The 20,202-nt window shown below is 42.8% G+C and carries 14 protein-coding genes; 2 read left to right on the top strand and 12 right to left on the bottom strand.

Annotated features, from left to right (window positions below):
- The first annotated feature begins 145 nt into the window (after positions 1 to 145).
- The gene (locus tag DWX00_RS16800) at positions 146 to 1,009 is read left to right on the top strand and encodes an AraC family transcriptional regulator (protein WP_055221858.1); all 864 of its coding nucleotides are present in this window, start codon (positions 146 to 148) and stop codon (positions 1,007 to 1,009) included.
- A 72-nt stretch (positions 1,010 to 1,081) separates the two neighbouring features.
- Here the strand turns inward: DWX00_RS16800 and DWX00_RS16795 are convergent, their stop codons facing one another.
- From DWX00_RS16795 to DWX00_RS16755, 9 genes are all read right to left on the bottom strand, one after another.
- Positions 1,082 to 1,978: a helix-turn-helix domain-containing protein gene (locus tag DWX00_RS16795; protein ID WP_055221860.1), complete on the bottom strand. Its 897-nt coding sequence runs from the start codon at positions 1,976 to 1,978 to the stop codon at positions 1,082 to 1,084.
- Between the two features lie 864 nt (positions 1,979 to 2,842).
- The gene (locus tag DWX00_RS16790; RefSeq protein ID WP_118595824.1) at positions 2,843 to 4,000 is read right to left on the bottom strand and encodes an FprA family A-type flavoprotein; all 1,158 of its coding nucleotides are present in this window, start codon (positions 3,998 to 4,000) and stop codon (positions 2,843 to 2,845) included.
- A gap of 355 nt (positions 4,001 to 4,355) precedes the next feature.
- Positions 4,356 to 5,423 carry a helix-turn-helix domain-containing protein gene (locus tag DWX00_RS16785; protein WP_118595820.1) on the bottom strand — a complete coding sequence of 356 codons (1,068 nt, stop codon included), beginning with the start codon at positions 5,421 to 5,423 and terminating at the stop codon, positions 4,356 to 4,358.
- Positions 5,424 to 5,742: 319 nt separating this feature from the next.
- Positions 5,743 to 7,350 (bottom strand): glycoside hydrolase family 43 protein, encoded by a 1,608-nt coding sequence (locus tag DWX00_RS16780; protein ID WP_118595819.1) that lies wholly within the window; start codon positions 7,348 to 7,350, stop codon positions 5,743 to 5,745.
- 70 nt (positions 7,351 to 7,420) lie between these two features.
- A complete protein-coding gene (locus DWX00_RS16775; protein WP_118595818.1) occupies positions 7,421 to 8,314 on the bottom strand; it encodes a carbohydrate ABC transporter permease in 894 nt (297 codons plus the stop codon).
- A gap of 11 nt (positions 8,315 to 8,325) precedes the next feature.
- A complete protein-coding gene (locus DWX00_RS16770) occupies positions 8,326 to 9,276 on the bottom strand; it encodes an ABC transporter permease (protein ID WP_118595817.1) in 951 nt (316 codons plus the stop codon).
- A 67-nt stretch (positions 9,277 to 9,343) separates the two neighbouring features.
- Positions 9,344 to 11,014, bottom strand: a complete 1,671-nt coding sequence (locus DWX00_RS16765; protein WP_118595816.1) for an extracellular solute-binding protein — start codon at positions 11,012 to 11,014, stop codon at positions 9,344 to 9,346.
- Positions 11,015 to 11,156: 142 nt separating this feature from the next.
- Positions 11,157 to 12,752: a response regulator transcription factor gene (locus DWX00_RS16760; protein WP_118595815.1), complete on the bottom strand. Its 1,596-nt coding sequence runs from the start codon at positions 12,750 to 12,752 to the stop codon at positions 11,157 to 11,159.
- A 21-nt stretch (positions 12,753 to 12,773) separates the two neighbouring features.
- Positions 12,774 to 14,531, bottom strand: a complete 1,758-nt coding sequence (locus tag DWX00_RS16755; RefSeq protein ID WP_118595814.1) for a sensor histidine kinase — start codon at positions 14,529 to 14,531, stop codon at positions 12,774 to 12,776.
- Between the two features lie 211 nt (positions 14,532 to 14,742).
- On the opposite strand from DWX00_RS16755, the gene DWX00_RS16750 reads away from it, so the two are divergent.
- Complete coding sequence (locus DWX00_RS16750; RefSeq protein WP_118595813.1) at positions 14,743 to 15,624, top strand: helix-turn-helix transcriptional regulator; 882 nt, start codon at positions 14,743 to 14,745, stop codon at positions 15,622 to 15,624.
- Here the strand turns inward: DWX00_RS16750 and DWX00_RS16745 are convergent.
- From DWX00_RS16745 to DWX00_RS16735, 3 genes are all read right to left on the bottom strand, one after another.
- Positions 15,621 to 17,186: a glycoside hydrolase family 43 protein gene (locus DWX00_RS16745; protein WP_118595812.1), complete on the bottom strand. Its 1,566-nt coding sequence runs from the start codon at positions 17,184 to 17,186 to the stop codon at positions 15,621 to 15,623. The genes DWX00_RS16750 and DWX00_RS16745 overlap by 4 nt on opposite strands.
- 11 nt (positions 17,187 to 17,197) lie before the next feature.
- On the bottom strand, positions 17,198 to 18,934 hold the full coding sequence (locus DWX00_RS16740) for an SGNH/GDSL hydrolase family protein (RefSeq protein WP_118595811.1): 1,737 nt from the start codon (positions 18,932 to 18,934) through the stop codon (positions 17,198 to 17,200).
- A 119-nt stretch (positions 18,935 to 19,053) separates the two neighbouring features.
- Positions 19,054 to 20,199, bottom strand: a complete 1,146-nt coding sequence (locus DWX00_RS16735; protein WP_118595810.1) for a glycosyl hydrolase family 8 — start codon at positions 20,197 to 20,199, stop codon at positions 19,054 to 19,056.
- Positions 20,200 to 20,202: the final 3 nt, after the last annotated feature.

The raw sequence follows: 20,202 nt of genomic DNA, 5'->3' as shown, positions 1-20,202 counted from the left end.
CCTTATACTTTACTTTTTTGTTTACGTTCCTTAGTTATGCTATATATAGCTTATCCTAATCCGCAAAACATGTCTATAAATTGGATTAGACAAAATATGCACTAAATGATACAATGATAAAAAGTGTGAAAAGAGGTGCTGTCCTATGTATTTGAACACCGGTTATTTGAACCACTCACATATGGATTTCAAAGACAAAAGTCGTCCGCTGATTGTAGGTAGCTGTGGTACTTACCGTCTTTCCAGACATCCCAAACTTCCTACCTACCGTCCAAGGGGTCGTCTGGATTATCAGATTATATATATCACTGCTGGTTGTGGGCATTTTCATTTTGATAATGTAAATAACGAAACGATTGTTCCAGCCGGCAACATTGTACTGTACAGACCGAAAGAACTTCAGAAATATGAATATTACGGAGAAGATAAGGCAGAAGTATACTGGATTCACTTCACAGGAAGCAATGTGAAAAATATCTTACGTCAATATGGATTTCAGGATAAAGAACGTGTCTTTCAAGTGGGTACATCTAATGAATATGAACAAATTTTCAAGCGTATTATTATCGAGCTCCAACGCTGTCAAGATAATTATGAGGAAATGCTCGTCCTTTTGCTACGTCATCTTCTGATCAGTTTCCACCGGGAACTGACAAGAGAGCACATATTAAAAAATGAATATCTTGATCATGAGATGGATAATGCTGTTACCTTTTTCAGTGAAAACTACAATCAAAATATCAATATTGATGATTATGCTGCCTCACGAGGCATGAGTGTCAGCTGGTTTATCCGAAATTTCAAAAAATATACCGGTTCTACACCAATGCAATTTATTGTGGGAATCCGCATCAACAATGCTCAGATGTTACTTGAAACAACAACTTATTCCATCAATGAGATTTCTAAGATTATCGGATATGATAACCAGCTTTATTTCAGTCGGCTTTTTCACAAGTTGAAAGGATATTCGCCGAGAGAATACCGAAAGCTGAGAAACAAATTCTGAAATCCACAAAGAGGATACCACCGAATTATCAAAACAATGATTTGTGATATCCTCTTCTCACTTTTGCTATTCTTATTTTACAAACTCAGCCGAATAATAATACATATACTCATTATCTGTATCTATGTATTCTCCTGTAATGTCCTGTATCGGCAACGAACTCACTCCTTGTTCGCCATAGATCAGTGCTGCCAATCCTTGCTCTGTTCCGTACTCTATCGTGCTTTTGTTCTCTATAGAGGTCGCAGATCTTCCATAATATTCTCTGTTTGCAACACCTTCCAAGATTGGCGTTTCTGTCATATATTTTGAATATTCATCTGCTGCAATAAGCTTTGCAGTAAAATTATCAAAATCCGGAGTGATGACAATCAATCCATTTTTTGCAGATTTCACGTCCTCATAGGAAAGTTCCAAAACTCGTTTATGAGAAACTCGTTTTCCAGAATGATATTCTGACAAGTAAACGTATAATGCTTGAAATGTATCTTTTGAATTGTATCGAAACATCATGGTTCCATCAATTCCGGACAACAATTCAGCCGTTTTCATTTCTACACTATCCGGGTCTACTGCTTCTATATAATTTTGTGGTTGCCGCAATTTATTACATACCATGATTCCAAGAGTAATAGCAAATACTCCCACAGCAATAAGAAGTATAGCAATAATCTTCTTTAAATAACGCTGTTTATGACTACTATCTTTTGATATCTGTATCAGTGTATCTTCCGATTTTTTTTCTACATTAGTTACCTCAATATCTTCACCTGCCAAAAATTCATTTAGACTGATGCCTAATATTTCACATAATTCTAAATACACAGACACATCTGGTAAACAAATCCCACGTTCCCATTTGGAAACTGACTTATCACTCTTACCCAGTTTCTCAGCAAGCTGTTTTTGAGTCATACCAAGTTTTTTTCTTTTTTCTGCAATATAGCTTCCGATTTTCACAAGGTCCATAAATACTTCCCCCTTTCAGAATTATAGTATCTATTTTGTCCCAAAAAGTACACCCCTTAATGGTAGAATCGTATTATATAGGCAGAATCTCATCCAATTTCATAAAATAAAAAGGACGCTGTATGCTCTCGTTTCTTTCGGGGCTACAGCGTCTTTTCTGCTTTCACGGCTCGCGCAGACCGCAGGGCAGTCAAACAGATTTTTCAGCAGAAATAGTTTAAGCCCGATCGATTCTTTTTTCTCTCGACCGGGCTTTTAATGAATTTCCAGTAATTTCATTTTATACACCTGCTACTTTCATTGATTTCGGGGTATTTCGTTATGTTCCTTTTGGACCGTACCTCCTGGATTTTTTTGTTTTTATTTTTTCCCTATGGGCCTCTGCCTTTCATTGGAATCATCTCCTTTAGGTTCTATATGTAAACTCTTCAGAGATTTTTTTGATGTTCAGATTAACTATGCCATTGGACTGTACCTCTTACTTTCTTAGATTTCGTCTTGATGTTTCTTTTTCGTTTTTATTTTTGTTTTCTTTTCTTTTGTTGATCTTATATTAACTCATCTTCTCCGTTTTGTCAATACTTTCTTTTAATTTATTTTATATTTTATTATTTTCAGAATATTATGACATCAAGATCGAAAGATCAGAAACCTGATGCAGTCTCACTTACAAAGAGGCGGCCGCAGGCTTTCGCAAAATTCAACCCCCGGCTTTTTTTGACCCACCGCAGGGCGATCCTGCTCCCTCCGGAACTCCACAGAATCTTCTTTCCAAAAGAGTAGAACGAAAGACTCCGCTGTCTTTGCCTTTCGCAAAGTCCAGCGGAGCATTTTTCCCATATTCTTTCTTCTCTTTCTAATTTCTTATTTGCAGAGTTCTTCGGCCAATGCCTCGATCTCTTTTACGTTCTCTTCCTTCACAGCGGACATTACTTTTACATTATTCTCTGTCCAGGTGATATTTTTGCTCTTTTCAAACATACCTTTCATCACTTTCGCTGCGGTCGGTGCCCAGCTTCCGTTTTCGATCAGACCGATGGTGCGGTTCTGGAAGCTGCGCTCTGTCAGGCGGTTGATGAAATCCTGCATGAACGGGTAAATTCCTGCATTGTAGGTCAGCGTTGCGAGAACCAGCTTACTGTAACGGAAAGCATCCGCTACGGCAGCGGACATATCGTCTCTTGCCAGATCGTAAACAACGACATTCGGACAGCCTTTTTCTTTCAGCTTATCTGCAAGCAATTCGGCAGCTTTTTTTGTATTGCCGTAAACAGAAGTATAGGCAACCACAACGCCCTCTTCTTCCGGACGATAAGAAGACCAGATATCGTATTTTTCAATGTAGTGGCCAAGATTTTCCGTCAGAACCGGACCGTGCAGGGAACAGATTTTCTGGATATCCAGCGTACCTGCTACTTTCAGGAGCTTCTGTACCTGCAAACCGTATTTTCCGACGATGCCGATGAAATAACGGCGTGCTTCGTCATCCCACGGTTCCTCGCGATCGAGTGCACCGAATTTTCCGAAGCCGTCTGCTGCGAACAGAACCTTGTCGGTGCTGTCGTATGTAACCATAACCTCCGGCCAGTGTACCATCGGAGCGAACACGAAGGTCAGAACGTGTTTTCCGAGCGTAAGGGACTCGCCATCCTTTACTTCCAGTTTCTTTCCGGCGAGATCCATCTTTGGGAAAAAGTTTTTCATCATGGCAAAAGTTTTTGTATTTGCAACAACGGTTGCTTCCGGATATGCTTTTACGAAGTTTTCAATATTCGCAGAGTGATCCGGCTCCATGTGCTGTACGATCAGGTAATCCGGTTTTCTGCCATCCAGTGCTTTCGCAACATTTTCCAGCCATTCATCCGCAAAGTTTGCATCTACGGTATCCATAACTGCCGTTTTTTCATCGAGAATTACGTAAGAATTGTATGCCATGCCGTTCGGCACTTTGTACTGACCTTCAAACAGGTCTACCTGATGATCGTTGACTCCTGCGTAGATAATATCCTCTGTAATCTTCATAAAAATCCATATCCTTTCCATCTTGTTTTTTCCTGCCCGGAACCTGCTCCGAACCGTATATTTTTATATTATCCTATGATGGAGGAAAAAGCAAGGAAAAAGCAAGGAAAAATAGTAAAGATTACTATTTTTACTTGCTTTTCTCCGTTCACACACACGATATCCCTTTTCCACAGCTTGCAAATCATCACAATACTTCTATTTTGCAGGCATGTTCTTTTGTTTCTTTATCATAACTGATTCCAACCGCCACTCGCAAAAGCAAGTGCAGAAAGATTCCGAGCGTACATGCTGATACTATGAGTATAGTCTTTTTCTGTGGGAGGCGCAAGAATGGAATCCCGTTTCTCACTTCTTATTTATTTTCCGGGAAAACAATCTCTTTCTCTGGTACGCCTTCTGATTTGATGACGTAGCCGTCAACATCATCAAAATGAATCTTGTACTGATATTCGCTTTCACGTCCCTCTTTTGCGTCATCGGCATCAGCGTAATAGGTAAGGCGAATTTCGAAAGTATTTTTGTTTCCTTCGCGCCAGGACTCATCGCCGATCAGCCAGTCGTTTTCGAGGTTTTTGTTTCTTTTCAGCAGCACCTCGGCGTACTGCTGTGCGCCTCTCCAGATTCCTGTGTTTTTGTACCGGTTCTGCATGGTGTTCTGATACTGCCACAGTGTTACAAACATGATCGTCGCCATAATTGCCGTGAAAAGAACGGTTTTGCATTTCTTTTCTTTTTTCTGTCTCTGCCGGCGGATACATCGAATGGTTCCGATCATCATCATTACCAGAACAAACAGATACCACAGGGTCCAGAAGATCTGCTCTTTTCGTTCCAGACCGCCGGGAATGAATTCTGCCAGCTGATCGCCCCAGACGAAATTTACCAGGGATGCCAGAATGCCGATAGACAGAATGGATGCTGCCCCATAGACTTTCCGGCTTTCTTCATCATCGAGGTTCTGGAAGAAATACCACAGCGATACAAACGCTGCTGCCACCAGACCGCCTAGAATCAGGCCGCCGCCCACGTTTACGATCTTTGCCGCCCACGCTGCCGCTGCCACACCGATCACCAGAAATCCCGCGATCACGTTTGCGTTCCGGTCCTGTTTTTTCTGCTGCCTTGAAATGTCACCTGCGTTCTGCAGCATTTCGGCCACCTCCTTCTGAGTATACTGAATTTCCGGCGCCGCCTCTTCCTTCGCCTTCTCCTGCCGTTCGGAGCGCATCAGTTCCAGCACAGAAATCCCAAGTGCCTGAGCCAGCGGCTCAATCGTCTGGATATCGGGAAAGCCAAGTCCCCGCTCCCACCGGCTGACGGCTTTATCCGTCACATGAATCTTTTCCGCAAGCTCTGCCTGCGTCATCTTTTTCTCTTTTCGCATTCCGGCAATAAACCGCCCGAACTCTTTCGCTTCCACGTCGTGTCCCTTCCTCCTGCTGTTCCCGCACCGTCTCATGTTGCCCAGCGGAGCGTTTTTACAGTCTCAGAATAGGCGAAAATAGGCTGTTTTGTCAATCTACGAATCCTTTACCTGCGTTTTTACGCCAAAAAATCCCCGATTCAGCACAAAAGTGCCAAATCGGGGATCTTGTATTTTCCTGTATTTACAGCCCGATCATATTTGCAAACAATACGATCAGCGGAATGGCAATGATGGTTCTCTCCAGAAAGATCACCAGCAGTTTCCAGAAATTCAACGGAATTTCACTTATAAATGCCGGGGCGGGAACTTTTTGTTAAAAATATCGGAATCTGCCGAATTCTGCGATTCCCCCTGCTTCTTTCGTTGCATAGGCAAACAGTCCAACTCTGCATCCTGTGAAATGATCCATTTTGAAATAGAGCTGATGCCATGGTCCGATCTGTTTCCATTTTTCATCGCTCCAATATAAAAACCGGACTTTATCGTGCTGGTTCTGGAAATCCGCTTCCATCCGGATTCTTATTTTCGATGATTCAACCGCCACTGCTTCCCATTCGTTTTCTTCACTGTTGCCCTGATTTCCTTCCAGGCTGTCATTTTCCGCTTCGAGAGATCTCATAACCAGAAACATCCGTCCATCACGCTTTGTAACTGCCGCCATGCCGTAACATCCCTGTAATGCACACATACCTGCATAATCTCCGTCCTTCAGTCTTTCCGCATCAACGGTTACTTCTGTTATGCACATCGGAAACTTCATCCTCTGGGTGATCGTATTTACTGCCTGCGTGACATTTTTGCACTGCTTTTTACAGCTCATTCGGAGGCACCCTTTTTCTGCATCATTCTCAATCCAGGAAAGTTCCGGTTCGTGATTGAACTGCCAGCAGCTCTTCCATCCAAACGTTCCAAACAGCCGTTTCTGGTCCGGATTCCATTCTGAAAAATCATCACTCTCCACAAGCGAATGATACTGTTCCTCCGGTCTTGTGCTTTTTGTTTCCACTTCACAGAGTGCCCTTCCCGAATCACCCAATACCGGATAATTTTCTTTTATGATCTGCTCTTTTTGTTCGCCCGGCGCCGGCATATAGGTAACTCTGACATTTTTCTCCCATTTTACTGGCACAAGAACCGGGATTCTGCCGACAGCACCTCTGTCCTGGAAAAGTACGGCGTACCATTTATGATCCGGCGTATCCACAATTCCTCCCTGCGCAACGCCCTGGCCGCAATACCCCATGGTATCACACAACACATCTCCGCCTCTAAATTCTCCCGTCAGGCTGTCTGATACATAGCATGCCTGCGTCCGCATCCACCTGTCCGGAAGGGAATGAATCAGGAATAAATAATACATTCCATTGATTTTATAAAAATGACTTCCTTCAAAACCAAGCCCCGGATTCCGACTATCACTGACCAGAATCCGATCCAGTCCGCCTTCCTTTGGACCGCCCAGATCTTTTTTCAATTCCTGCAGACGAACATTTCTATTGCCGGAAACAATATAAACATGATCATCCTCAAACAAAAGTGAGCAGTCATGATAAAAGCCTTCTATGATGCGTTTTTCCCATGGTCCTTCGATATCATCAGCAGTATAAAGGTATGTTTTTCCGGTATCATTCGCCACAAAGCAAATATAATACATCCCTTTATGGTATCGGAGCGATGCGGCCCACATGCCTTTTCCATAGCAGTTTTTCTCACCAACAAGCCTCTGTTCCTCTGTGCTGTCCAGTCTTTCATACACATAGCTCAGATGTTCCCAGTGAATGAGGTCATACGACCGCAGAATCTCACACCCCGGCATAAAGTGCATTGTAGTGCTTACCATGTAATACGTATCATCTACCCGGATGACATCTGGATCCGGATAATCCAGTTCTGTAATTGGATTTTTTCCTGCTATCTTCATATGCTCTCTCCTCATATAATATTTCAGGGTCATGCCAAAACAGCATGACCCTGGATAAAATGCAGTATCTTTATTCTTTTACTCCGCCAAGAGTAAGCCCGGCAACAAAGTATTTCTGTAAAAATGGATAAATACAAATAATTGGAAGCATGGTAATAATGGTTGCTGCTGCACGGACCGACGTCGGTGTGACCGAACCGGCTGCATTTTTCATTGCTTCCACAGAGGTTCCCTGATTCGTAACCGATGATAAGAGTTTCATAAGCTCATACTGAAGGGTCGTCAGATTGCTGTTCATTCTGTTGTACAGCATCGCATCAAACCAGGAGTTCCACTGTCCTACCGCCACAAATAATGCTACGGTTGCATATACCGGCTTACAGAGCGGTGAATAAATCTTCAGAAAAATCGTGGTATATCCTGCACCGTCAAGCTGCGCGGACTCTTCCAGACTGTCGGAAATTCCGTTCATATAGGTACGGATTACCAGCATATTGAACGCACTGACCATTCCAGGAATTACATATACCCCGAAACTGTTTGTCAGGCCAAGTTGTTTGTACAGCAGGAATGTAGGAATCATTCCACCGTTGACATACATGGTGATAACCCAGAATAAGGATAATTCTTTTTTAAACAGAAAGCGTTTTCTGCTTACAATAAACGCCAGGATTGCATTTGCTACCAGTGCCAGCAGCGTTCCGATGATGGTTCGCGCCACTGTGATATATGCGCCCGTGATCAGGTTATCCTTCTGAAGAACGGTGATATAGTTTTTCCATGTGAATTTTCTTGGCAGCAGATAAATTCCTCCGCGAAGGGCATCTGTACCATCGTTTAATGATATTGCCAGTGTATTTAATACCGGATACAGTGTAATGACTATAAACAGTACCATGATAATACCATTTATTATCGGAAACAGATCCAATTTTCCGGTCTTTTTTCCAGTTTTTTTTGCCATGATGAACCTCCTTAGAACAATCGCTCTTCGCCATTGCGTTTTGCAATCTGGTTTGCGATCATAATCAGTATAATGCTGACTGCACTCTTGAAAATACCTGCTGCCGTACCGATTGCATAATCGCCCTGGCTGATACCCCATTTCAATACGTAGATATCAATGGTCTGTGATACTCTCTGTACCAGGCCGTTTCCTAAAAGATACTGAATTTCAAATCCGGCATTCAAAACGTTGCCTACGTTCATCAGGAGAAGAATCATAATGGTCGGTTTGATTCCAGGAAGTGTCACGTACTTAATTTTATTCCACCTTCCGGCGCCGTCTATGGATGCCGCCTCATATAAAGATGGATCAATTGCTGTGATTGCTGCCAGATAAATAATGGCATTCCAGCCGGTTTCCTTCCACACATTTGCAAAAGCAACAATAGGCCAGAAGTAGCTCGTATGTGCAAAAAAGTTAATTGGCTGTTTGATGATATGCAGATTCACCAGAACTTCATTTACAATACCAGTTCCGGAAAGCATATCATGCAGAATACCGGTTACAATAATCCACGAAAGGAAATGCGGCAGATAGGAAATGGTCTGAACCACTTTTTTTCCTATATGGCTTCTGATTTCATTTAATAAAATTGCAAACGCAATTGCCGTTACGAAAGTTACAACAAGATTGATAACTCCCATTGCCAGAGTATTCCGGATAACACGGATAAACGTCATATCTGAGAACAGTGTCCGGAATTTTTCTAATCCTACAAACTCTGAATGCAGGATTCCTAGTTTCGGTTTGTAGTTCTGAAATGCCATTGCCCAGCCAGCAAGCGGAAGGTAATAGAAAATCACACCATATGCTACGATAATTGCTGCCCAGAAAAGCAGGACTTTCTGTCTTTTGATTTCTTTCCATGTGATTTTTGTTCTGGGCTCTTTTGTTTTTGATTTTGTTCTCGCTAAAGACATGACCTCACTCCTTAAAAAAACGGGCAGATGAAATTTTTCACATCTGCCCGCTTCAAAATTTCATTTTTTATTTGAACTTCGCTGCCTGCTCCATTCTTGTGTCTAATTCAGTCTGCAGTTCACTGATAAAGTCTTCCGGGTGGCATGCATTGTAAGCATCCATGTAGGTATCCCATGCCGCGTCAAAATCTTTTGCCATAACAACCTGCGGAAGCTGCTCATGTTTTACATCTGCAATTTTGTTCCATGCAACTCCGCCAGGTGTATCTGTTGTGAAATTGTTAGAGAAGGACCACATCGGATACCAGTCTCCAGGTGCCTCATTTGTTCCAAGCATCTCAACATAAGTCTCAACACCATAAGCCTCAAAGGTTTCTTTTACATCCTGATTTAATCCATCAAAGAACTCACTTGCCTGTCCATCCGGTTTATTGGCGTTAATTCCATCATCACTGGTTCCAGTGTACTGTGGGAAGTAGGAATATGGGCAGGTATGAGATGCTTTGTACGCGGTATCAGACTGTTTCGTCCGCTCTTCCTCTGTTCGGTAGAATTCTCCGTTTTCATCCACCTCATAATCGGTACCCTCTACACCCCAAAATCTGAGATTGTGAATATCCTGATCCAGAAGATCATTTACAAACTGTAATGCTCCTTCCACATCTTCACAGCTTGTTGTAATTGCAAGACCGCTCGACTCATTAAATGCCCCGCCTGAATTGTGCCACTGATTGTCACGGCCATCAATCGTAACCGGAACAGGAATATAATCGCAGCCCTGCTCATCCAGTCCAGCCTGTTTGATTGCATCATTTGCATTCGAGAAATCCCACCACTGATCAATCATTCCAAGTACACGTCCGGTAGAAAGTTTGGAAATATATTCATCGTAACTCTGTGTAAAGGATTCCGGATCTACAATTCCCTTCTGATACTCTTCATTCAGTTTTCGGAAGTAGGCAACCGCTGTATCCGAAGTGTTATAATCTAAAACGGTCAGTGTATCCGGATCTACCATACAGGATCCATCATTTGGATATCCGTCGAGGAACTGCGGGGCATTCTCCAGACAGAAATATCTCCAGTCGTCACAGAGGATGGTGTATGGAATATTTTCCGTTCCGTCTTCCATAGTCGGATTCGCTTCGTTGTAGGATTCAATCAGATTAAAGTAATCATCCATTGTTTTAATTTCCGGATAACCCGCCCATTTTAAGACTCTGGCCTGAATCCAGAATGCTTCATCATTATGTGTACATACTTTTTCTTCATTTTTAATGCAGCTAAACTGTGGAATCCAGTAAATATGGCCATCATCCTGTCTTAATTTTTCCCACTCAAGATCAGAGAACAGATTTTTAATATTAGGATAATCATCCAGATAGTCATCCAGTGCAACCAGTGCATCGGCATCATATAACTGCATCTGTCCGTTTCCGCCCTCAATAAAGTCCGGATACTCTCCTCCTGCGATCATGGTGCCAATAGCCTCAACATCCGTCTGACCCGTCAGCCAGGTTTCTTTTACCTTTGCGCCTGTTTTTTCTGCAATGATCTGCTGAACCTCATTATCATCATTGATTTCGGATCCCGGGACTGCAAAAAATGCGGTAAATTCTTTTATCTCTCCGTCAGAATCTCCCTTAGAGGAACTCTTTCCTCCTGCTCCACATCCTGCGAGCAGGGTTGCTGCCATTGCCGAGGCAAGCAGCATGCTTACAATTTTTTTTCTCTTCATCTTGTAATACCTCCCTTTGATAGTATTTATTTTATCAGTTTGCAGGTTTGAAACAATCGGATGAACTATAGTAAGAAACAGGGTAAATTATAGATCGTAGATACGCACTATAATTTACCCTGTTTCTTACTTCCTGTTTTCTTTAACTTCCCTGCTGCATCTGTTTTCGGAATCTGGCCGGTGTGCACCCTTTCACCTGAATAAAACGGTTTACAAAATAATCCAGATCATGATATCCTACTTCTTCTGCAATCTGCACAATTTTTTTATCCGTGCGGATCAGAAGGCCTGCGGCCTGCTCCATCCGGAAATTGTTCAGATAGTCCTTGAAGGAAAGACCATATTTTTTCCGAAACAGCTGCCCGAGATAGGCACTGTTGACATAGTATTTTTCACTGAGACCCTTCAGCGTGAGGTTGGCGGCATAATTCTCTTTGATTTCTTTTTCTACCATGCCGAGAACGCCCCTGGAAACGTTTTTTCGAAGCTGAGAAAGATAATCGCCGTATTCACATGCAAAGCGCGCCATATGCGCCTTACTGCCACGCAGGATACCATTCTCAAAGCTGCTTTCACTGATCAGCCGCAGGATTTCTTCCTGGTTTACGTCATTATCCTGCTCACTCGCCAGATGGATCAGTTGGAAAAGCAGATAATTGATATTCAGATTCATGCTCTCAGCATTCATTCCCATCTGACTCATTTCTTCATAAAACTGTTCTACTGCTTTCCGGATCTCCATGTGGTTATTCTGTTCAATGGTGGTAAGAAGCTGATCCAGCCCCTGTTTGCATAAGACCATTCCAGCCGCTGTAACCTGCACTTCATCCTCATAATAATAGATTTCTTTTCGTGCCCGGAACCCCTGAAAAGAGCGGAGCATACAGGCATTACCATACGATCTTGCCACATTGCTGATATCTGGTACTTTTTTCCCAACCAGCATAATAACCGGCTGTTTCGTATTATTGACAAGATATTGCCGGAATGCAGAAAGGTATGTTTTATCATCCATTCCCAGACGCTCCGCAAGGTTTTCAGAATATACAAAACCAATATCATATATTTTTTCATCCGCAGAAACATCAAATACACAGTGCTTGGCATCTTCTTTCAAAAATTCTCTGCAGCAGTCATACAGCTCTCTTTGAAAATTCCGCAGGTCTTTATCGCTCTGTTCTTCCAGATTGTTCGGCTGTTCTTTCTGAATCTCCACATAACGGATTCCCTGCGTATCTTTCATGTGTTTTTTTACGTAATTAAGATTGACATCATCGTATTTTCCATGGATTAAAGAGATCAGATGTCTCGAAAAATAGGCATGTTCCATTTCCTCATGTGCCTTTGATTCCTGTCTCTCCCGGTCTGATAATGCACGAACCTTATGCAACAGTTTTAACAGGGTTTCCCGGTCAACAGGTTTTAACAGATATTCCGTACATTTATTCTGCATGGCACGCCTTGCGTAATCAAACTCCGCATAACCGCTCAGAATAACAAAATACGCATCCGATATTTCTTCCCTTCGTATCTGCTCCAGTAATTCCAGACCTGTCATACCAGGCATCCGGATATCTGCTATGATAAGATCCACTTTTTCTTTTTTCAAATATTCCAGTGCTTCCAGACCGTTTTCTGCCGTCGCAGCAATTTCAAATCCTTCTTTTTCCCAGTCTATGATGACCTTAATTCCCTGCAGGATAAAGGGTTCATCATCAACCAACAGTACTTTTAACATTTTTCTCCTCCCTGCTCTACACTACATATACTCCAGGGGCATCCAGATTGTTATCAGTGTACCCACCCCTTCTTCTCCATCCAGATCGATCTTCACTTTATTTTCCGATACCATTTTCAATCTTAAACATGCATTGACAATTCCTACCCTTCCTTTCTTTTTCAGCATCTCAATGTCTGCGTTTCTCATGTTTTCCAGAAGTTCCTGCCTTTTGCCTTCTTCCATTCCGTTCCCAGTATCTTCTATTTCCATGCAGATCAGCTCGTTTTGTTCATATACTCTTACAAAAATCCAGCCTGGAGACGCTTTACTTTCAATTCCATGCACACATGCATTTTCTACGAATGTTACCAGCGTAAGTTTTGGAACCTTTCTTTTTCTGCATTCTTCATCAATCTCAATCTGATAACTCAGTCTTTCTCCGAAACGATATTTCTGGAGTGCCAGATACGCCTTTACAAATTCCACTTCCTGTTCAATCGTCACAGAGTCCTCGCCCCATTCGACATACTGTCTTTGCATGACAGCCAGTTTTTCAACCATATCCGCTGTTTCATTCTCATTTTTCAAAATGCTGTGCATGCGGATGCTCTCAAGTGCATTAAACAGAAAATGAGGATTAATCTGGCTGTGAAGGGCAAGAAGTTCTGCATTTTTGCGGCTGACAAGCATCTCCTGCTCTACGAGTTTGTTTTTATAAACTGTCTGAATCAGCTCATTTGTCCTGGCCGCCATTCGATTGTAGCTTCGAATCATACTTCCGATTTCATCTTTTCCGCCTTCATGACGCATCGGTACAAGCTGTTCGGAATCCACGCTTTTAAACACTTCATTCAGCTCCGTAATACGTTTTGTGAACGAATGATTCAGGATATGTACAAAAAAGAATGGCAGAATCGCATTAATCAGGATCAGAAGCAGAATACTCGGTAAATCATGAGCAATATTCGCAATCGCGTTCTCCCCCGTACGTCTGACATACACCTCAAGTTCCGTACCATACAGATTGACCGTCTGATGATATCCCTTCTTTATTTTATCATCCAGTTCTTCAAAGTCTGAACCTGTGCTTCCATGTTTCGTATTGGAAAGTACAATCTGATTCTCCTCACAGATCAAAACTTCGTTGTCAAAATTCATTTTCTGAAGCGTACGCATCATGTTCCCATAGTCAAATTCCAACTGCAGCATTTTTTCCTGATCTCCTGAAAAAAAATCGAGTTTTTGAAGAAATACCACCTTGCGTTCCTCTGCCGTTCCGGATCTGTTTTTGTCATAGACAAAGAAAAAACCTTTTGTTTCCCCACTCTGGTTCAGTTTCTGATACGCCTGCGTTTCTTTCAGATCCTCTATATTACCTACTTTTCCTCCCTTCACAATGGTGTCATTGTTCGTATACATCGTAAATACAATCTGATTCATTCCCAGCAGATTTTCTAACAAAGTATCCTTGAAAAACTCCTGGTATTCCATGATATACTGAGCAGAGGTATCATATTTTCTGGATAGAAAATCATCAATATATCTGCTGGTATAGATCGTTTTTGCCATTTCTCCTGCATTATTTACCACGCTGCTGATGTTGTAGCTTACCGCATTTGCAATGTTGGTCATATCATGTTTCTGCTTTTCCATCTCGGAATTTCTTATGATTAAAAAAACCACGCTGTCCGTAATGATCAGCGGAAGCAGTACGCAAAAAATATATAAAATGTATAATTTCTTTTTGACCGTAAAGTCATCCATCCGTTTTTCAATTTTTTGAAGCAACTCTTTCATTCTCAGAACCTCTCACGTGAATCAGGGAGCAGACACTGCCTGCTCCCTTCTGGATTTTCCAATGTCATCTTTCACACAGTTATCTTATCATATCCAGATTTAGATTGGAATTCTGTTTTCAGTTCTCTTCTTTCAATTTTTTCTCTTGTGATCTCTGTTTTACTGTATTATGATAATATCAAATTTACAGCAGTCCTCCGGAGGCAATATTATGATTGAACATTTAGACGGGATTCACGAAACCGTAACGTATAAAGAGAACAGCAGTCTGCGGCTTTTTGTAAACACAGACTGCGAGGACTATCCCATTCACTGGCATACTCCCATGGAAATCATTATGCCTCTGGAAGGGACTTATACGGTTTTCCTCGGGGATAAACCTGTTCTTCTTCAGGAGGGCGACATTATTTTCATCTGCCCTGGGATCCTTCACTCTCTTGTGGCACCGGAAAACGGAAAACGAATTATTCTGCAGATTGAATGGTCGGTTGTGTCAAAAATCCGCGATCTCAATTCCATCCTCGCGCTGATTTCCCCGGTTCTCACTCTTACTCCTCAGACCGCTCCTGACATCTATTCCGATATTTATCATCTTATCTGCCAGATTCTTTCGGAATATGAAGAGGATTCCTTTCTTTCGGAAGCTGTTATCTATGCGCGCATGCTTGATATTCTTTCTCTGATCGGCAGATACCAGGCCTTTGCATCCTGCCGTTTTGATGCCGGACCGCAAAAGCAGAAAGAATATCTGGATCGTTTTCTTTCCATCTGCAATTATATTGATGAACACTGCACGGAAGATCTTTCTCTTGACCAGGTTGCAAAAACAGCAGGCTTCAGCAAATACCACTTTACCAGACTGTTTAAGCAGTTTACAAATACCACCTATTACAAATACCTTAATCGCAAAAGAATTGATCATGCCATGCTGCTCTTATCCGATCCCGATATTCCTGTCACGGAGGCAGCACTTCAGTCTGGTTTCTCCAGTCTTTCCACCTTTCTTCGCGTCTTCCGTTCTGTCAAACAATGTACGCCTACGGAATTCCGCGATATGTATATTCATCCGGAAAAGCAGCAGAAAAATCCCTAATTCCTGCTGCTGCAGGTAAACCATGCAAAGTCTGCATGGTTTTTGCTTTCCATTCCATTAGAAGAAGCATACATGCCGATGGTACATCCGACAAAACCACCTGCCTCTTCTGTTGTGTACGGAAGAAGACTGATTTCCTCTGCCGCACATTCCCAGCCATTTTCTGACGCAATCCATACTTTTGCCGTCTGATCATGGCATTGCAGGCGTATTTTCAGCAGTTGTTCCGTCTCTCCTGGCAGTAAAACTTCTGCTGCTTTCGTTTCTGTTCCTTTGATACACGTTACAACACGAAAAACTTTCTGTTCCTGCTTTTTTGCGATTTCCATCCTCAGATGATTCTCATAATTCTGGTAAAGAACCAGACCTGCCGTTTCCTTCTCGTTTTCCGGCACAAAGAAAACTCCTGTTTCCGCTTCAAAGCGATAGCTTTTCTGCCGTAATCCAAGATAGGAGCAATAGGCTGCTTCTGCAATACTTTCTTTTCGGGGATACAACCGCAGCATTCCCTCTTTTTCTTTCAGCGAATAAATGGTTTCATCACACCCGCCAATTCCAATCAGTCTCTGATCCAACTCTTTATCCCAGAAATGAATCTGATCACATTTTGTAACTTCCTGTGCAAAGCGATATTCTTCCATTGGGATTTCCACCTGCTCTTCCAGATGTCCCACTCCAGGCGCAATGACCGGCCATCCATTTTCCCATATCACTTTAGCAAGAAATGTCTCTCTGCCCATACTGCTGTGTTTTCTGCACGGCCGTGAAGCAAGCATTACTACATACCAGTTTCCATGTCCATCATCTACAAGATCTCCATGGCCTGCATAAATCACCGGATAATCCATTCCCAGATTGCGATGTGTAAAAATGGGGTTCCTCGGGCATCCTTCAAACCACTGAAACAGTTTTCTGCTTCTGGCAACTGAGATACTGTGTTCCGGACCTGTACCGCCCTCTGCATGCATCAGGTAATAATATTCTCCGATTTTGTAAATATGCGGCCCTTCCGGCCAGATGCAGTCTTTTACCGCACCTTTCCAGATTGTCATGCTTTCTCCTGTCAGTTTCATGGTGTTCAGATCAAGTTCCTGTACCCAGATTTCCCAGTCCCCATTATATCGCACACCTTCCGGGTTTGGTCTTGTTCCGCAGTAATAGCATTTTCCATCCTCATCAAAAAACAGGCTTGGATCAATTCCTGCTGCTTCTTCACCAAGATAATACGGATCTGACCAGGGACCCTCCGGCTTTTTCGCTGTAACAATAAAATTTCCGCCGTAGCTTACGTTTGTTGTTATCATATAAAATAATCCTTCATGATAACGAATCGTCGGTGCAAAAATACCTCTTGAGATTTCACTTCCCTCTACTGGAAGCTGCTCCTTCCGGTTCAGAATATTTCCGATCTGTTCCCAGTGTGCCAGATCTCTGCTGTGAAAAATCGGAACTCCCGGGGCATAAACAAAACTTGAATTTACAATATAGTAATCATCCCCCGCCCTGCAAATCGACGGATCCGGATAAAAACCGGATAAAATTGGATTATTTGCCGTTACCATAACTTTCTCCTTTACTGTACATACCCGAATCCAAGAATCGTAAACTGTTTATTCCTGTCTTCTTCTGGTATTGTAATTCTCACGATATGTTTCTTACTCTCTTCCTCCTGGAAAAGAATGACCGCATTGCAATGCAGCCAGTTATTGATATGCGGATCCGCTGTCATACAGTATCCTCCATCTACGGAAATCTCTGCTTTTCCCGTATAAATTTCACCGGAATCTTTAAAAACAAGAAGCAGACTTCTGCAGGTTATCGTCATTTCGAAATAGTTTTTATCGGAATTGGTGCCATCATACATCCAGTTATACGGGAACTGCGGCACAGGTGTAAGTTCTGCGTCCATTTCGACGCTCTGCAGTTCCCTGTCCACGGCTGTAAATCCACCTTCATCAATTTCGGCTCCTCTGTATCTGTCTTTTCGATCCAGCAGACGAACTGTTTCAAAACTCTTTCCGATTGCGGGTGGCTCGCTCATGCATTCTTTCAGTCGTTCTTCCGCCTTCATCTGTCTTTCCAGTGTTTCACCCCCACATTGATTCCTGAGATCGCATTGTTCAAACAAATACTGCAGACAGTCCGCCATAATCGTGTGCCCCATATTGTTTGGATGAAACATATCATAAAAGAACTGATTTTTTGTCAGAACCCGTCCCTGTCCTTTTGGCATCTGAAACTGCGGGCTTACGGCATCCCGTATACTGACCATCGGAAGATCATAGCAGTATCCCACCGGTTTCAGGCGTTCCTGAAGATTCCAGTCATTTGCAAAAACAGAAAACAGAAGCACTACAGCAGGCTTCCAGGGAAGATTCAGCACTTTACGTACAAGGCTTTCATAGCAGTCCCCCTTTGTTTCATCCCCTTCATCATTAACAGCAAATTCGATCACTACAAGATCCGGCTGTTCCTCTCCGCGCAGAACATCTCTGTCAAAGCGGATCATCCCCAACTCAGAAGGGGTGCCTCCCACTCCTGCTTTTATCAATCTGACATTATCCTGTGCTGCAAAGCGCTTCTGAAATAATTGGCAGGACTGATAGGCGTAACATTTTGTATGGATCGGAATTGCTCCCGCCCCCTGCGTGATAGATCCGCCGATATATGCAAGCGTAACTTCTTTTCCGTCTCTGGCTTTTTCAATTACTCTCTGTATCCGGCAGGTATTTCCGAAATTCATCAGAGATCTTTGTATCATTTCCCTGTATTCTTCCGAACGAATATCTATTTTTTCTTCTGCGGTTTCTTTCGGTGCATCATATCCATCATTCAAATAAAGTCTTACACTTGCTTTTCCCAGCAATTCCGGTGTCTGAAAGATAAATTTTATCTGCCCCGGAATATCATCATCTTCTGTCCATGTATAATCGGACAGATCTATTTTTCTCTCCATTCCATCTCCGGGCAGTTTGGTTTTCAGATTCGTTCCCCCTCCATAGAGATCCTTTTTTCCATACATCTGAAACACAAATTCAACAGACTCTCTGGGATCATCCAGTTCCACAGAGATTCCGATGCTGTGTACCAGTTTTCGAAATCCTTCTACGTTCTCCAGTAAAGCCAGTTCCTCCTGATCTGTGATATTTCCGGCAATCTGTGCACTGTTGATCAGTCTTCCGTCACTCTCATACACGAACTGGATTCCGGTTCCATCTTCCTGTTTTGATCCAAAAATTTCTTTGTCCTTTAAAATATAAAAATAGGGTCTCATTTTTTCCGGATCTCTTGGCGCCTTCGGTCCTTCCATCCTTATTATTCCTCCTGCTTTTCCTGTGTTAACTCAAGATAACTCCATTGTAACAGAACTCCCGGTGCTGTACACCGGGAGAAACTATAGGAAACCTTCCTGCAAAATATATGATTTTATTACCGATAGATCCGGTAATTTCCTGACAAAGCAAGCATTGCAAAAAGATACAGAAAATTATCATAATACCGTCTCTCGCCTGTCCGAAGCGGTGTATTCCAGAAACGTCTTACACATTCCTCTGCATACGGTCCGTCTGCGGCAAGTGAGGCCTGTGCATTTACCGCAATAATTGCCGTCGGATGAAGTGCTTTTTCTTCCAGCCTGGTGCCGTCAGTCAGAAATACCCCATCCCAGTGTTCCGCCTGTTCTTCACAGTAAAATTGCTGCAGCTTATTGGCATTTTCCGTCTGCCAGGGATCCGCGTCAAACCAGAGATGATCCATTCCGATATTGGCAATCGTACGATATGCATCGCTGTAGTACCAGTCATGACGGCCGAAAATCTCCTGATGCTGTGCATGCGGTGTTCCGTCATAATCTGCATATTCCGCAGATAATCCAGTTCGGAAGTGACATGCCGTGTGAAGATATTTTCGGCTTGCGTCCGCTGCCTTTTTCCAGAATTCATGATCGCAGGGATCTGCCCACAACGCAAACAGCTCATAAAAGTGCGGCAGATGATAGGATGGATCACTGAACTCAAAAGAGGTAACAAATTTGATCAGATGATTTTCCGGATTCCACATCGGCTCTCCCGGATGCCCTGGCTCTCCCTTATGAACACATTCCCGTAAAATCGCTCTTGCCTCGCTGCTGTAATTGAAAATGCCTTCTCCATCTCCCCATCTCTTTGAAGCAAAAAAGAGCGCCATTGCAAAATATTCTTCTCCGTCCGGCGCCGGTCCGTCCGCGTTTCTTGTACCATCGACAGCACACGACCAGACAAAATAATTCTTCCCCGGACCATCCTCGATATACATATACGTCCGTACCCATTTCCATAAACGGTCAAATTCCTGTTTCCGGTTCATCTGGACGCACACCATCATTCCATATGACATGCCCTCCGTTCTGACATCATGATTTCCGGTGTCCTCCATGTATCCCATGTCCGCACCTGCTTCATGATAGAAACGCTCTTCTTCACTTCCATAAAAGATTGTTTCAAATGTTTCTTTCACTCTTTTTTCAATTTCCTCTTCGGAATATCCACACTCTTTAAAAATATTGCGGTATACTCCTGTTTCATATGCTCCTGCCATATT

This window comes from Blautia sp. AF17-9LB (genome assembly GCF_003479185.1).
Lineage (GTDB): Bacteria > Bacillota > Clostridia > Lachnospirales > Lachnospiraceae > Fusicatenibacter > Fusicatenibacter saccharivorans.
The sequence above is the reverse complement of the archived record's forward strand: the minus strand, read 5'-3'. Positions and strand labels throughout refer to the sequence as shown.